The 14,700-nt window shown below is 72.6% G+C and carries 13 protein-coding genes; 10 read left to right on the forward strand and 3 right to left on the reverse strand.

Going from position 1 to position 14,700, the window contains the following annotated elements; genetic code table 11:
• Entirely contained in the window at positions 1-1,245 is a 1,245-nt protein-coding gene (gene serB, locus ABT118_RS31790; protein ID WP_350677655.1) for a phosphoserine phosphatase SerB, read from the reverse strand.
• A 148-nt stretch (positions 1,246-1,393) separates the two neighbouring features.
• Here serB and ABT118_RS31795 point away from each other — a divergent pair, with 148 nt between their 5' ends.
• From ABT118_RS31795 to ABT118_RS31805, 3 genes are all read left to right on the forward strand, one after another.
• The gene (locus tag ABT118_RS31795) at positions 1,394-3,832 is read left to right on the forward strand and encodes an FHA domain-containing protein (RefSeq protein WP_350677659.1); all 2,439 of its coding nucleotides are present in this window, start codon (positions 1,394-1,396) and stop codon (positions 3,830-3,832) included.
• Between the two features lie 85 nt (positions 3,833-3,917).
• The gene (locus ABT118_RS31800; protein WP_350677665.1) at positions 3,918-5,063 is read left to right on the forward strand and encodes a GAF domain-containing sensor histidine kinase; all 1,146 of its coding nucleotides are present in this window, start codon (positions 3,918-3,920) and stop codon (positions 5,061-5,063) included.
• On the forward strand, positions 5,056-5,703 hold the full coding sequence (locus tag ABT118_RS31805) for a response regulator (protein WP_350677670.1): 648 nt from the start codon (positions 5,056-5,058) through the stop codon (positions 5,701-5,703). Before ABT118_RS31800 ends, ABT118_RS31805 begins: the two co-directional genes overlap by 8 nt.
• Here ABT118_RS31805 and ABT118_RS31810 read toward each other — a convergent pair.
• Positions 5,700-6,494 (reverse strand): Rv1486c family protein, encoded by a 795-nt coding sequence (locus ABT118_RS31810; RefSeq protein ID WP_350677673.1) that lies wholly within the window; start codon positions 6,492-6,494, stop codon positions 5,700-5,702. The genes ABT118_RS31805 and ABT118_RS31810 overlap by 4 nt on opposite strands.
• A 207-nt stretch (positions 6,495-6,701) precedes the next feature.
• On the opposite strand from ABT118_RS31810, the gene ABT118_RS31815 reads away from it, so the two are divergent.
• From ABT118_RS31815 to ABT118_RS31840, 6 genes are all read left to right on the forward strand, one after another.
• Complete coding sequence (locus tag ABT118_RS31815) at positions 6,702-7,493, forward strand: ABC transporter ATP-binding protein (RefSeq protein WP_350677678.1); 792 nt, start codon at positions 6,702-6,704, stop codon at positions 7,491-7,493.
• Between the two features lie 124 nt (positions 7,494-7,617).
• A complete protein-coding gene (locus tag ABT118_RS31820) occupies positions 7,618-8,040 on the forward strand; it encodes an NfeD family protein (protein WP_350677683.1) in 423 nt (140 codons plus the stop codon).
• A 10-nt stretch (positions 8,041-8,050) separates the two neighbouring features.
• On the forward strand, positions 8,051-9,067 hold the full coding sequence (locus ABT118_RS31825) for an SPFH domain-containing protein (protein WP_350677689.1): 1,017 nt from the start codon (positions 8,051-8,053) through the stop codon (positions 9,065-9,067).
• Between the two features lie 174 nt (positions 9,068-9,241).
• Positions 9,242-10,000: a sulfite exporter TauE/SafE family protein gene (locus tag ABT118_RS31830; protein WP_350677694.1), complete on the forward strand. Its 759-nt coding sequence runs from the start codon at positions 9,242-9,244 to the stop codon at positions 9,998-10,000.
• 34 nt (positions 10,001-10,034) lie between these two features.
• Entirely contained in the window at positions 10,035-10,331 is a 297-nt protein-coding gene (locus tag ABT118_RS31835) for a 4a-hydroxytetrahydrobiopterin dehydratase (protein ID WP_350677697.1), read from the forward strand.
• Positions 10,332-10,429: 98 nt separating this feature from the next.
• Positions 10,430-12,175, forward strand: coding sequence for an outer membrane protein assembly factor BamB family protein (locus ABT118_RS31840; RefSeq protein WP_350677702.1), 1,746 nt, complete (start codon positions 10,430-10,432; stop codon positions 12,173-12,175).
• A 66-nt stretch (positions 12,176-12,241) separates the two neighbouring features.
• Here ABT118_RS31840 and ABT118_RS31845 read toward each other — a convergent pair whose 3' ends face one another.
• On the reverse strand, positions 12,242-12,757 hold the full coding sequence (locus ABT118_RS31845; protein ID WP_350677708.1) for an HNH endonuclease: 516 nt from the start codon (positions 12,755-12,757) through the stop codon (positions 12,242-12,244).
• A 248-nt stretch (positions 12,758-13,005) separates the two neighbouring features.
• Between ABT118_RS31845 and tyrS the strand changes: the two genes are divergently transcribed.
• The gene (gene tyrS, locus ABT118_RS31850) at positions 13,006-14,271 is read left to right on the forward strand and encodes a tyrosine--tRNA ligase (protein ID WP_350677728.1); all 1,266 of its coding nucleotides are present in this window, start codon (positions 13,006-13,008) and stop codon (positions 14,269-14,271) included.
• The last annotated feature ends 429 nt before the right edge of the window (positions 14,272-14,700 follow it).

The raw sequence follows: 14,700 nt of genomic DNA on the forward strand, positions 1-14,700 counted from the left end.
TCACTCGGTCGGGGTGCCGTCCAGCTCGTCCGCCGCCTCGACCTCTTCGCGGGTGATCCCGAGCAGGTAGAGGACGGTGTCCAGGAACGGGACGTTCACCGCCGTGTCGGCGGCCTCGCGGACCACGGGCTTGGCGTTGAAGGCCACGCCGAGCCCGGCCGCGTTCAGCATGTCGAGGTCGTTGGCGCCGTCGCCGATCGCCACCGTCTGCTCGATCGGGACCTTGGCCTGCTCGGCGAAGCGCTCCAGCCAGCGGGCCTTGCCGGCCCGGTCGACGATCTCGCCGGTGACCCGGCCGGTGAACTTCCCGTCCACCACCTCAAGGGTGTTGGCGGCGGCGAAGTCCAGCCCGAGCTCCTCGACCAGGTGGTCGGTGACCTGGGTGAAGCCGCCCGAGACGATGGCCACCTGGAAGCCCAGCCGGCGCAGCGTCCGGACCAGGGTGCGGGCGCCCGGGGTGAACCGGACCTCGGCCCTGACCTTCTCGGTCACCGAGGCGTCCAGCCCGGCCAGCAGCGCCACCCGGGCCCGCAGCGACTCGGCGAAGTCCAGCTCGCCCCGCATCGCGGCGGCCGTCACCTCGGCGACCTTCTGCTCGCAGCCCGCGTGGGCGGCGAACAGCTCGATCACCTCGTCCTGGATCAGGGTGGAGTCGACGTCCATCACCACCAGCCGCTTGGCCCGGCGCTCCAGGCCCGCCCGCACCACCGCGATGTCGACCTGCTGGGCGGCGGCCTCCAGGGCCAGCACCGCCCGCAGCTCCTCGGTCGCGACGCCGGAGACGGCCAGTTCGACGGCGGTCACCGGGTACTTGGCCAGCCGGAAGACGCGGTCGATGTTGCCGTCGGCCTCGGTGATCCGCCGGGTCAGCGCGGCGACCGCGGTGGCGGTCAGCGGGTGGCCGAGCACGGTGACGTGCGAGCGGCCCTCGCGGCGCGGCCGGTTGTCACCGGTGCCGGAGATGATCTCGGCCTGGAGCTTCAGCTCCTCCGCCCAGCGGTGCACGGTGGAGCGCAGCGCCCCCTCCGCGCCCGGCCCGCCGGACGGCGTGGCCACCAGGGCGCACAGCGTTATCCGGCCGCGGGTGACCATCTGCTCGATGTCGATCACGTCCACACCGAAGTCGCCGAGCGTGCTGAACAGCCCTGTGGTGATACCGGGGCGGTCCTTGCCGAAGACCTTGACCAGCAAGGTGCGCTCGTCGTCGTACGACCGGGGCAGCGGGGGGAGGGGCGCAGCGTTCATGGTGCGACCCACGCTACCGGGCCGCCCGCCCCGGCCCGTAACGGCGTCCGCCCTCTGGACCAGCCCCGGGCTGGGCGGATAGTGCTTCGGGCCCGTACCTGGAAGGATGTCGGGCCGTCAGTTGTCAGTACCAGCGGGGGCAGGGACAGTGCCGCACTTCATAGTGGAGATCGACGGCCAGCAGCTGGCCCTGGACCCGGACCGGACCTATCTGATCGGCCGCGACCCGGCGGCGGACCTGCGCTCCGAGGACGCCAGGGTGTCCTGGCGGCACGCCACCCTGGCGCACCGGGACGGGGCCTGGCTGCTCACCGACCAGGACAGCACCAACGGCACCTTCGCCCAGGGCGTCCGGGCCAAACTGGTGCCGCTGCGGCCCGGCGCCGAGATCCGGCTGGGCAGCGTCGCCAGCGGCCCCCTGCTGACCGTCCGGGCCCCGGCCGCCGAGCCCGTCCCGACCACGCCGGTGCTGCCGCCGGTGCCCTGGCACGCCGCGATCACCGGACGCAGCACCCCCAGCCCGTTCCCGGCCGCGGCCTTCCCCGGGTCGCCCTTCCCCGCAGCGGCCTTCCCCGCGCAGCGCGACCGCTCCGCACCCACCGTCATCCGCAGCCTCGGCCCGACCACCCGGACCATCCGGATCGGCCGGGCGCTCGACAACGACGTCGTGCTGGCCGACCTCCAGGTCTCCCGGCACCACGCCGAGCTGCGCCAACTCCCGGACGGCCGCTGGGAGATCGTCGACCTGGGCAGCCACAACGGGATCTTCCTGAACGGCCAGCCGGTCCAGCGCGCGCTGGTCGGCGAGCAGGACCGGCTGGCCGTCGGACGCTCCGGCTTCGCCCTGGTCGGCGGCCAGCTCCAGGAGTACGTGGACGACGGCGCGGTCACCTTCTCGGCCCGGCACCTGAGCGTCGAGGTGCCGTACCAGGGCGGCCGCCGGACCCTGCTCCGGGACGTCGGCTTCACCGTGCCGGAGAAGTCGCTGGTCGCGGTGGTCGGCCCGTCCGGCTCCGGCAAGTCCACCCTGCTGCGCGCCCTCACCGGCTACCGCCCGGCCGACCAGGGCCAGGTGCTGTACGACGGGCGCGACCTGTACCGCCGGTTCGCCGAGCTGCGGGCCCGGATCGGGCTGGTGCCGCAGTCGGAGATCCTGCACCGGGAGCTGACGGTCCGCCGGGCCCTGCGCTACGCCGCCGAGCTGCGCTTCCCCGGCGACACCGAGGCGGCCGAGCGGGAGCGCCGGATCGACGAGGTGCTGGCCGAGCTGCGGCTCGACCAGCGCGCCGACAGCCGGATCAGCACCCTCTCCGGCGGCCAGCAGAAGCGGGTCTCGGTCGCCCTCGAACTGCTCACCAAGCCCTCGCTGATCTTCCTGGACGAGCCCACCTCCGGCCTCGACCCGGGGATGGACCGCGAGGTGATGCAGACCCTGCGCAAGCTCGCCGACGACGGCCGCACCGTCCTGGTGGTCACCCACTCGGTGGCCGAACTGGCTCTCTGCGACCGCCTGCTGGTGCTCGCCCCGGGCGGCACGGTGGCCTACTTCGGGCCGCCGGACGAGGCCCTCTACTTCTTCGGCTACCAGAGCTGGGCCGACGTCTTCCAGGCCTTCGAGAACCACCCCGACCACGACTGGGCCGGCCGCTACCGCAGCTCCCCGCACCACCAGGAGTACTCCGCCGACTCGGCCGCCACCCCGCTGCCCGTCCTCGCCGCCGACCGGCCCCGGGCCGAACCGCCCAAGCCGCAGCGCTGGCGGTCCCAGCTGTCCACCCTGGTCCGCCGCTACCTCGCGGTGCTCGGCGCGGACCGGGGCTTCCTGGCCCTCTCGCTGATCCTCCCGCTGGTGCTCGGCGGCGTGAGCGCGCTCATCCCGGACGACTGCGGACTGGTCGCCTGCACCGGACCCCAGCCCAACGGCGGGGCCCGGATGGTCCTGCTGGTGCTCGCGGTCGGCGCCTGCCTGGCCGGGGCCGCCAACTCCGTCCGCGAGCTGATCAAGGAGCGGCCGATCTACGAACGGGAACGGGCCACCGGGCTCTCCCGCTCGGCCTACCTGATGTCCAAGGTGGTCGTGCTCGGCGCGGTCAGCCTGGTGCAGGGCGGACTGATCTCGGCCGTCGGCTTCGGCCTGCGCGAACTCCCCGAACGCGGCCTGCTGCTCACCGGCGCCCCGGCGGTCGAGCTGGCCGTCGGCATCACCCTGCTCGGCTTCGTCGCGATGATGGTCGGCCTGGTCATCTCGGCCCTGGTCCGCACGGCGGAGAAGACCATGCCGCTGCTGGTGATGTTCACCATCGTCCAACTGGTCTTCACCGGTGCCGTCTTCCAGCTCTACGACGCGCCCGGGCTGGAGCAGTTCGCCTGGCTGATGCCCGCCCGCTGGGGGGTCGCCGCCCCCGGCACCACCCTCGACCTGGCCGCGATCTCCCCGGTCGCACCCGGCGCCGACCCGCTGTGGGCCCACTCGGTCGGCACGCTGCTGCTCGACTGGCTCGCCCTGCTGGTCTTCGCGGGCCTGCTCGGCCTGCTGCTCAACCGGCTCCAGCGGCGGCACGAACCCGAGGTGATGCAGCGGGGGTAGGACACGGGGCAGGACCGGGGGTAGGGCTTCCGACCTAGACCCGCTGCCCCATGCCCCGGCCGGTGGGCGGCAGTAGCGTGGGGGGATGCCAGCCGAACCACCCCCCTGCGACCCGTCCCTGAGCGGGATCGAGGCCATCAGCAGCGCCGTCCTCGCGATGAGCCGTCACCTGGAGGTCCGCGAGGTGCTGCGCCGGATCACCGCCGAGGCCCGCACCCTGCTCGGCGCCGAGTACGCCGCCCTGGGCGTGCCCGACGACCACGGCGGCTTCGCGCAGTTCGTGGTGGACGGCGTCACCGACGAGCAGTGGAAGGCGATCGGCCCGCTGCCCCGGCAGCACGGCGTGCTGGCCGCGATGCTGCACCGGCTCACCCCGACCCGGCTGGACGACGTCCGCCGCGCCCCCGACTTCGAGGGCTGGCCGGACGCGCACCCCGACCTGAAGGACTTCCTCGGGATGCCGATCGTGGACGGCACCGAGATCCTCGGGGCGGTGTTCCTCGCCAACAAGGCGGGCGGGTTCACCGCCCACGACGAGGAACTGCTGCGGATCCTCGCCGCGCACGCCGCGATAGCCCTCGGCAACGCCCGCCTGTACGAGCGCAGCCGTGAGCTCACCCTGGCCGGCGAACGCGCCCGGATCGCGCACGACCTGCACGACGCCGTCGCGCAGAAGCTGTTCTCGCTCCGCCTCACCGCCAAGGCCGCCGCCACCCTGGTCGACCGCGACCCGGCCCGGGCCCGGGCCGAACTCGCCGAGGTGGCCCGGCTGGCCGCCGAGGCCGCCGACGAACTCCGCACCGTGGTGATCGAGCTGCGCCCCGCCGCCCTCGACGAGGACGGCCTGGTGGCCACCCTCGCCTCCCAGGCCCAGGTGCTCGACCGGGCCCACACGGCGGAGGTCCGGTTCAGCTCGGACGGCGTCCGCACCCTGCCGCCCGGACAGGAGGCCGCCGTCCTGAGGGTGGCTCAGGAGGCCCTGCACAACGCGCTGCGGCACTCCGGCGCCGCCCTGGTCGAGGTGACGCTGACCGGGACGCCCGGCCGCGGCGCCCGGCTGCGGGTGCACGACGACGGACACGGCTTCGACCCGGAGGCCGTCCGCCGGGAGGGCCGGCACCTGGGCCTGGTCTCCATGCGGGACCGCGCGGCGGCCGTCGGCGGGACGCTGTCGCTGGAATCGGCCCCCGGTCGGGGGACCGCCATCGAGCTGGAGGTACCCGGTGCCTGACACCACGTCACCGATCCGCGTCCTGCTGGTGGACGACCACCAGGTGGTCCGGCGCGGACTCCGCACCTTCCTGGAGGTCCAGGACGACATCGAGGTGGTGGGCGAGGCCGCCGACGGCGCCGAAGGCGTCGAGCAGGCGGAGGCGCTCGGACCTGACGTGGTGCTGATGGATCTGAAGATGCCCGGGGTGGACGGGATCGAGGCGCTCAAGCTGCTCAAGGAGCGCGGCAGCACGGCCCGGGTGCTGATCGTCACCAGCTTCACCGAGCACCGCACCATGGTCCCCGCCCTGCGGGCCGGCGCCGCCGGGTACGTCTACAAGGACGTCGACCCGGAGGCGCTGGCCGGGGCGATCCGTTCCGTGCACGCCGGGCACGTCCTGCTCCAGCCGGAGCTGGCGTCGGCGCTGCTCTCCGACGACTCCCCGCGCGCCCCGCAGGGCCGGGGCGGCACCCTGACGGAGCGTGAGCGCGAGGTGCTCGGACACATCGCGGACGGACGCTCCAACCGGGAGATCGCCCGGGCGCTGCTGCTCTCCGAGAAGACCGTCAAGACCCACGTGTCCAACATCCTGATGAAGCTCGACCTCGCGGACCGCACCCAGGCCGCCCTCTGGGCCGTCCGCAACAACGAGGCCTAGGGCTCGTCGACCAGCGCGTTGTAGGCCGCCGCCGTCGCGCGGCGGGCGGTGCGGCCGAGCGGCGCCAGGATCTCGCGCCGGGCCGCCATCTCGGAGGCGCTGACCGCTGCGCCGTGGCCGCCCAGGGCGATGGCGAGCAGGGCGGAGATCTGCCGGGCCGACTCCAGGATGCGGACGGCGCGCGGCGGGTAGCCGGGGGCGAGCAGCTCGGTGTGGCCGCGCCGGCGCCATTCGGTCAGGGCCCGGACCGCCTCGGGCCCGGCCCCCGCGACGTCCAGCTTGGTCAGCAGCAGCGTGGTCTCCCGCAGCCCGTCCGCGAGTTCGCGCTCCGCCTCGTGCAGGGACGGGACGTCGGCGGGCGGGCCCTCGTTGACGGTGGAGCAGCGCCACAGCACCCGGACGCCCCGGTCGCCCTCCGGCCCGTACACCTCGACCTCGGGGACGAAGCCGATCGGCAGGCCGACCGCGAGCACGGCCTCGCCGGCGGTGAGCGCGGCGGCGTTGAACGGGGCGGGGCCGGTCAGCCCGAGCGGGTGGCCGGGGGCCGGCAGGGCCAGCCGCAGGCCGGTCGCGCCGAGCACCCGGAGCCGGCCGAGTGCCCAGGCCGGGCTGTGGAGTTCGCCGTCGGTGTCGCCCGGCAGGCCGGTGAACCGGTGGCCCTCGTCCTCGCCCTGGACGGCGAGGGCGGCGTGGTCGGGAGAGGTGTGACCGCCGAGCAGTGCGTTGCCCCACGCGGTCAGCCGCCCGGAGCGCGGCTCTTCGTACGGATTGTCAGTGGTTGAAGCTGGCATCCGGCCAGCCTACGGAAAGTACGGCCATCCGCGTGGCGTAGGTTTGGCCTGTGCTGTGAGCGGCGCACCCCCTCCGAGCCTCACCCGGCCCCCGGAGTACGCTGCCCGCCCGCGGCCGACTGTCGACACGAGTGGACCGCACCCCGAGGACCCGCGCGCGCAAAGGCCCTCGGACGGCCGAATTTCTGCATTGGGGAAGGCGTAGGCATGAGCGACGTGCTGGAGCTGGTGGACGTTTCCGTGGTCCGGGAGGGGCGCGCGCTGGTCGACCAGGTCTCCTGGTCGATCTCCGAGGGCGAGCGCTGGGTGATCCTGGGCCCGAACGGCGCCGGTAAGACGACCCTGCTCCAGGTCGCCTCCACCTACCTCTTCCCGAGCGCCGGCGCGGCCGCCGTGCTCGGCGAGAAGCTCGGCGCGGTCGACGTGTTCGAGCTGCGCCAGCGGATCGGCCTGGCCAGCGCCTCGCTGCTGGACAAGCTCCCGACCGACCAGACCGTGCTGCAGACGGTGCTGACCGCCGCGTACGGGATGACCGCCACCTGGAACGAGAAGTACGAGACCACCGACGAGTCGCGCGCGCTGGCGCTGCTCGACCGCCTCGGCATGGCCGACTACGTGCAGCGCAAGTTCGGCACCCTGTCCGAGGGCGAGCGCAAGCGCACCATGATCGCCCGGGCGCTGATGACCGACCCCGAGCTGCTGCTGCTGGACGAGCCGGCCGCCGGCCTCGACCTCGGCGGCCGCGAGGACCTGGTCCGCCGGCTCGGCGCGCTGGCGCAGGACGAGTTCGCCCCGGCGATGGCGATGGTCACCCACCACGTCGAGGAGATCGCGCCCGGCTTCACCCACGTGCTGATGATCCGTCAGGGCAAGGTGCTCACCGCGGGCCCGATCGACACCGAGCTGACCGCGCGCAACCTCTCGCGCTGCTTCGGCCTCCCGCTCACCCTGGAGCGGCACGGCGACCGCTGGTCGGCGCAGGGTCTGCCGCTCGGCTGATCCGGGTACTGAACGGGTACGGAACTGGACTGAACTGGGACCGGTCGTACGTACGGCCGGTTTCCACCCGTCCACCTGCGGGAACTTTCCGCCGGGAGAGACCTCGCCTCCCTAGGATGGAACTGTGGACAGCTGGATTTGGTGGCTCCTGGCCGCCGTCGGTCTTGGCATACCGCTGGTGCTCACGGCGATGCCGGAGTTCGCCATGTTCGCGGTCGGTGCGGGTGCGGCCGCCGCCGCGGCCGGGCTGGGCGTCGGGGTGGTGGGGCAGTTCCTGATCTTCGTCGGGGTGTCCGTCGCCCTGCTGGTCTTCGTCCGCCCGATCGCCTACCGGCAGTTGAAGCAGGGGCCGGGGATCAGGACCGGCATCGACGCGCTGACCGGCGCCACCGCGATCGTGCAGGAGCAGGTCGACGGACAGGGCGGTCGGATCAAGCTGAACGGCGAGATCTGGTCAGCACGCGCGCTCAACCCCGGCAGTGTCTACGAGCCGGGTCAACAGGTCGACGTCGTCGAAATCCAGGGCGCCACCGCCCTGGTCGTCTAGGGGAGAACGCGTGGAACCCGTCCTTATCGTGCTGGTCGTCCTGGTCGTGGTGGCCTTCATCGCACTGATCAAGACGATCCAGGTGATCCCGCAGGCCAGCGCCGCCATCGTGGAGCGCTTCGGTCGCTACACCCGGACGCTGAACGCAGGCCTGAACATCGTGGTCCCGTTCATCGACCGGGTCCGGAACCGGATCGACCTGCGCGAGCAGGTCGTCCCCTTCCCGCCGCAGCCGGTGATCACCCAGGACAACCTGGTGGTGAACATCGACACGGTGATCTACTACCAGGTCACCGACGCCCGGGCCGCCACCTACGAGGTCGCCAGCTACATCCAGGCGATCGAGCAGCTCACCGTCACCACCCTGCGCAACATCATCGGCTCGATGGACCTGGAGTCCACCCTGACGTCCCGTGAGGTGATCAACGCGGGCCTGCGCGGCGTCCTCGACGAGGCCACCGGCAAGTGGGGCATCCGGGTCAACCGGGTCGAGCTCAAGGCGATCGAGCCGCCGACCTCCATCCAGGACTCGATGGAGAAGCAGATGCGCGCCGACCGCGACAAGCGCGCCGCCATCCTCACCGCGGAGGGCGCCCGGCAGGCCGCCATCCTGCGGGCCGAGGGTGACAAGCAGGCGGCCGTCCTGACCGCCGAGGGTGAGGCCCAGGCCGCGGTGCTCCGCGCCGACGGTGAGGCCGCCGCGATCCGGACCGTCTTCGAGGCGATCCACGAGGGCGACGCCGACCAGAAGCTGCTCGCCTACCAGTACCTGCAGACCCTGCCCGAGCTGGCCAAGGGCGACTCCAACAAGCTCTGGATCATCCCGAGCGAGGTCGGCGACGCGCTCAAGGGCCTCGGCGGCGCGTTCTCCGGCCTGACCGGCGGCGCCGCCCCGGCGGCGGCTCCGGCCAGCGCCCCGATCCCGGTCGACCGCCCGGCCGGGCCGCGTCCGGTCGACACCGACAAGGGCGCCGCCCGCCCCCGGGTCGAGCCCAACCGCGAGTACCCCAAGCTCGACCCCGAGTAGGCCTCGGCGCCGACGGGCCCGCTCCCCTCCGGGGGAGCGGGCCCGTTCGCGTACTGGACACCCCCTGGCCCCGGCGGCCCGGGCTGATGGATGATCAGCCCGACAACTGCTCGGCCCCGTCCTGACGCGAGCCCCCGTGCCGTGTACCGGAGCGGGGCCAGAAACGGGGAACTCATGACGCTCTGGGAGGGGCTCGCCGTCCTGCTCGCCGGGGTCGGCGCCGGAACCATCAACACCGTGGTCGGGTCCGGCACCCTGATCACCTTCCCGGTGCTGCTCGCCTTCGGCGTGCCACCGGTGACCGCCAACGTCTCCAACACCATCGGCCTGGTGCCCGGCACGCTCAGCGGCGCGATCGGCTACCGGCACGAACTCGGCGGGCAGCGCGGCCGGCTGCTCCGGCTCGGCACCGCCTCGCTGCTCGGGGGGCTGCTCGGCGCGTACCTGCTGGTCCGGCTGCCCAGCTCGGCCTTCGACACCATCGTCCCGGTGCTGATCCTGCTCGCCCTGGTGCTGGTGGTGGTCCAGCCCCGGGTGTCCCGGGCGATGGCCGCCCGGCGCCGGGACGGCGAGGGGGACCGGATCGGGCCGCTGCTGCTCGGCGGGGTCTTCCTGACCGGCATCTACGGCGGCTACTTCGGCGCGGCCCAGGGCGTGCTGCTGGTCGCGGTGATGGGCATGCTGCTGCAGGACTCGATGCAGCGGATCAACGGCGCCAAGAACGTGCTGGCCCTGATCGTCAACGCCGTGGCGGCGGTCTTCTTCCTCTTCACCTCCGAGATCGACTGGACTGCCGTCCTGCTGATCGCGGTCGGCTCCACCGTCGGCGGCCAGCTCGGCGCCAAGGTCGGCCGCCGGCTGCCGCCGCCCGCCCTGCGGGGGGTGATCGTCGCCGTCGGCCTGGTCGCGGTGACCCGAATGCTGCTCGGCTGAGCGCCGTTCGCGCGCCCGCTCGTACGCTGGGGCGATGAGCAAGCGAACGCTACTGACCGACGATCAGATCACGGCCGGCCTGGCCGCCCTCCCGGACTGGACCCGGGAGGGCGGCTCCATCGTCCGGACCGCCGAGACCGCGAGCTTCCCGACCGCCGTCGCGGTGGTCGGCACGGTGGCGCTGGCGGCCGAGGAACTCGACCACCACCCCGACATCGACATCCGCTGGCGCACCCTGCGGTTCGTCCTCTCCACCCACAGCGCGGGCGGCCTGACCGGTCTCGACCTCGCCATGGCGGCCCGGATCGACCAGGCGCTGCGCGACGCCTGACCCTCCGTGGGATGCCCGATACCTCCGGTTCCGGGCGGGATGGTCCGACCGGCGTGAGATGCTGACAGCCGCAGCAAGCAGTCGGACGGACGGAACGCATGGCTCAGGACCATTCCGGCACGGCCGGGCAGGAGCCGGTCGGCTACGACTACCAGCAGGGCTGGTACCCGACCCCGCAACAGCCCTACGGCGACCAGGCTTACGGGTACCAGGAGCAGCCGCAGTGGCAGCCCGGGATGCCGCAGCAGCGCGAGCCCGAGCAGTACTACCAGCAGCCGGCCGACCCCGGGTACGGGCAGCAGGAGCTGTACGCGCCGCAGTACTACGAGCAGCCGGTGCCGTACGAGGCCCCGACCGCGCCGGTCGAGCCGCCCGTGGCGCCTGAGCCGCCGTCAGCCGACCCCGGGCCCGGCTCCGGGCCGGTGGTCGCGGCGGCTGCGGCGGTTGCGGCCGAGCCCCCCGTACCCCGCCAGCGCAAGGCCTCCCCGGCCGACCGGCTGAAGGACCTGGCCGCCTCGGTGATCTCGGGGGAGCACGCGCCGAGCAAGCGCGCCCTGCTGATCCGGGCCGGGGCCGGCGTCGCCGCCCTGGGCGTGCTGATCGCCGCCGGTGCGACGGTCGTCGCGGGCCGGTCCGACCAGAGCGCGGCCGGCGGCCCGGCCGAGATCCCCAGGACCTTCACCGTCGAGCACGCCAAGGCCTGGGCCGCCCAGCCCGCCGCGGCCCCGGCCGCCGGGGTCGACGACACGCTGGTCGGCGGCTGGCTCCTGGCCGACGCGGTGGTCCGCGCCGACAGCACCGGCGTGCACGCCTACGCGCTCGCCGACGGCAAGCCGACCTGGACGCTCGCCCCGCCGGTCGAGGGCGCCATCCCGTGCGGGCTCTCGCCCACGGTCGGCCCGGCCGGGATCGGTGCGGCACTCTTCCGGGTCTCGGCCGACCCGAAGAGCGCCTGCGCCCTGGTCTCCGCCGTCGACACCAAGAGCGGCAAGGCCGCCTGGACCAAGCCGCTCTCCGACACCAAGGACGCCTACGGCGCCCACGTCGCGGTGCTGGACGACAAGGTGGTCGCGGTCGGCGACGACCGGGCGACGGCCTGGGCCGCCGCCGACGGCAAGGACCTGTGGACGTACGGCGGCCAGGGCAAGTTCTGCACCCTGAGCGGCGGCGCGAGCGGCAAGACCGTCGTGCTGCACAGCACCTGCGCCGACAGCGTCCCGGCCGACCAGGCCGTCGCGCTGAACGCCGAGGACGGCAAGCTGCACTGGTGGCGCGGGCTGAACAACCAGCCCAAGACCGTCACCGTGCTCTCCGCCGAGCCCGCCGTGGTGCTCACCACCGGCGCGCAGCCCGCCGACGACCGGATCTTCGCCTGGGGCGCCACCGGCGACCCGGCCGCCGAGATCCCGGTCGTCACCGAGGGCGCCAGGCTGGACGTGTCCCGCGGCAGCTTCGACGCCACCCCCACCGTCTTCTTCCACGAGCAGACACTGCTGACCACGCTCAGTGGTGCCGACGGCGGCAAGCAGTCCGCCGTGGCCTACGACCTGACGACCGGTAAGCCGCGCTGGAGGACGGCGGTCGCCGAGAAGGGCAAGACCGCCCCGGTCGGCCTGGAGAACGGCGCGCTGCTGCTGGCCGGCGACGAACGGCTCGACCAGCCCGCCCACCTCAGCCGGTACGCCGTGGCCGACGGCCGGGCGACGACGGGCGGCGGCTATCCGCAGGGCACCGGTTCGCTGCTGATCTCCGGCCGGGTGCTGAGCGGGGGCGGCAAGGTGGTCGTGCTCCCCGAGCACTCGGCCAACTTCGGCCTGGCCGGCGCCTTCCAGGCCAAGGGCTGACACCCGGTCGCCGTTGGTGGGCCGACCCGTCCCCCGATCGGGTCGGCCCACGTTCCGTAGGGCGGGCTACGCCACCGCCGCAGCCGGCAGCCAGGCCGCCAGCTCGTTCATCTCACTGCGGTGCAGGCCGAGCGCGAGCATCAGCGTCGCCTCCGGCGTCGGCTCGAACGGCTTGCGCAGCAGCCTCATCCCGGCCTGCTCCGGCGTCCGGTCCGCCTTGCGCTGGTTGTCCTCCGCGCAGGCCGCGACGGTGTTCAGCCAGGAGTCGGCACCCCCGCGCGACTTCGGCTGCAGGTGGTCCACCGTGGTGGCCCGCCGTCCGCAGTACGCACACAGGTGCTGGTCCCGGACCAGCACACCGCGCCGCGACCACGGGGCCCGTTGTCGGAACGGCACCCGGACGTAGCGCTGGAGTCTGATCACCCGGGGCACCGGGACGGTGATCCCGGTCGCCCGCACCACACCGAGCGGATGGGCGTGCTCGACCACGGCCTTGTCCTGGAGTACCAGCACCACGGCACGCTTCAGCGACACCGTCGTCAGGGGTTCATAGCTCGCGTTCAGAACCAGCGTGTTGCGCACCTCGGCCACCTCCCTGCGGACCGTGCCGACGGCACGCCCGTCCAGTACCTGTCCGCCGCTCGGCGGTACTTCACTCTGAACCCCATCGGTGCTGCGAACAACGGAATTTCCGTGCGGCGGGCGGGCGCGCCGGAAATGCGCTGGCCGGGACCGCGTAGGCTCTAGCACGCTGGAGCCGTCCAGGTGCAGGGCCCGACCGAACGGGCCCGAGCGCGGACCTGGCGCCCGACCGAAGGAGAAGCGTGACCGTGACGGACATCGTCGACGAGCTGCGGTGGCGAGGGCTGATCGCCCTGTCCACCGACGAGGACGCACTGCGCAAGGCGTTCGCGGACGGCCCGGTCACGTTCTATTGCGGCTTCGACCCGACGGCGCCCAGCCTGCACCTCGGCAACCTGGTCCAGATCCTCACCATGCGCCGGATCCAGCAGGCCGGAAACCTCCCGCTCGGCCTGGTCGGCGGCGCCACCGGCCTGATCGGCGACCCCAAGCCCACCGCCGAGCGGGTGCTGAACGACCCCGAGACGGTCGCGGCCTGGGTCGAGCGCCTGCGCGGCCAGGTCTCGAAGTTCCTCGACTTCGAGGGCGAGTACGCGGCCCGCATGGTCAACAACCTGGACTGGACGTCCGGCATGTCGGCGATCAGCCTGCTGCGCGACGTGGGCAAGTACTTCCGGGTCAACAACATGATCGCCAAGGAGGCGGTGGCCCGGCGGCTGAACTCCGACGCCGGCATCTCGTACACCGAGTTCAGCTACCAGATCCTCCAGGGCATGGACTACCTGGAGCTGTTCCGCCGGTACAACTGCACCCTGCAGACCGGCGGCAGCGACCAGTGGGGCAACCTCACGGCCGGCGGCGACCTGATCCGCAAGGCCGAGGGCAAGTCCGTCCATTCCCTCGCCACCCCGCTGATCGTCAAGGCGGACGGCACCAAGTTCGGCAAGACCGAGTCCGGCACCATCTGGCTGGACCCGGAGCTGACCACCCCGTACGCCTTCTACCAGTTCTGGCTGAACGCGGACGACCGGGACGTCTCGAACTTCCTGCGCATCTTCTCCTTCCGCTCGCGGGAGGAGATCGAGGAGCTGGAGCGCGAGACCACCGAACGCCCGCAGGCCAGGCTCGGCCAGCGTGCCCTGGCCGAGGAGCTCACCACCCTGGTCCACGGCGCCGAGCAGTACGAGCGCGCGGTCGCCGCGTCGAAGGCCCTCTTCGGCCAGGGCGACCTGGCCGACCTGGAGCCCGCCACCCTGGCGGCCGCTCTGGCCGAGGTCCCCAAGGCCACGGTCACCGAGCTGCTCCCGGTCGTCGACCTCCTGGTCGAGGTCGGCCTCGCCCCCAGCCGGTCCGGCGCCCGCCGCACCATCAAGGAGGGCGGCGCCTACCTGAACAACACCAAGGTCGCCGACGAGGAGGCCGTACCCGCCAACTCGGATCTGCTGCACGGCCGTTGGCTGGTCCTGCGGCGAGGGAAGCGCAACCTGGCCGCGATCGAGCTTGCCTCGAACTAGTGTCAGATGGCTGAAACCGCACGCCAGTTGAGCTGCGGAGCAGTCAAGGAGGGGCCGGATCTGGACAGATCCGGCCCCTCTGTGTTTGACGCAGGCCCAACGGTGCCCTAACGTAGTCCGAGTCGCTGAAACCGGGTCACACCGGACAGCGGAACCCCCAAACCCTGACGAGTCACTTCGTCACGCGCCCATTCGGATGCACATTCGAGCGGGAAAAGCGGACCGAATAACTCTGGTAGAGTTCGGGAGCGCCGAAAGGCACAAACGCCGAAAGGCAAAAGCAAGTCGGAAAACGCCGAATAGCGGATCTGATAAGCTTGAAACACGAAAGAACGAACGAAGCGCCCGGAGGGTCCGCCTGATAAGCGGCTCGAAGGAAGTGTCCGTTCCTTGAGAACTCAACAGCGTGCCAAAAGTCAACGCCAGATA

Source organism: Kitasatospora sp. NPDC002040, assembly GCF_040296785.1.
In the GTDB taxonomy this organism is placed as follows: Bacteria; Actinomycetota; Actinomycetes; order Streptomycetales; family Streptomycetaceae; genus Kitasatospora.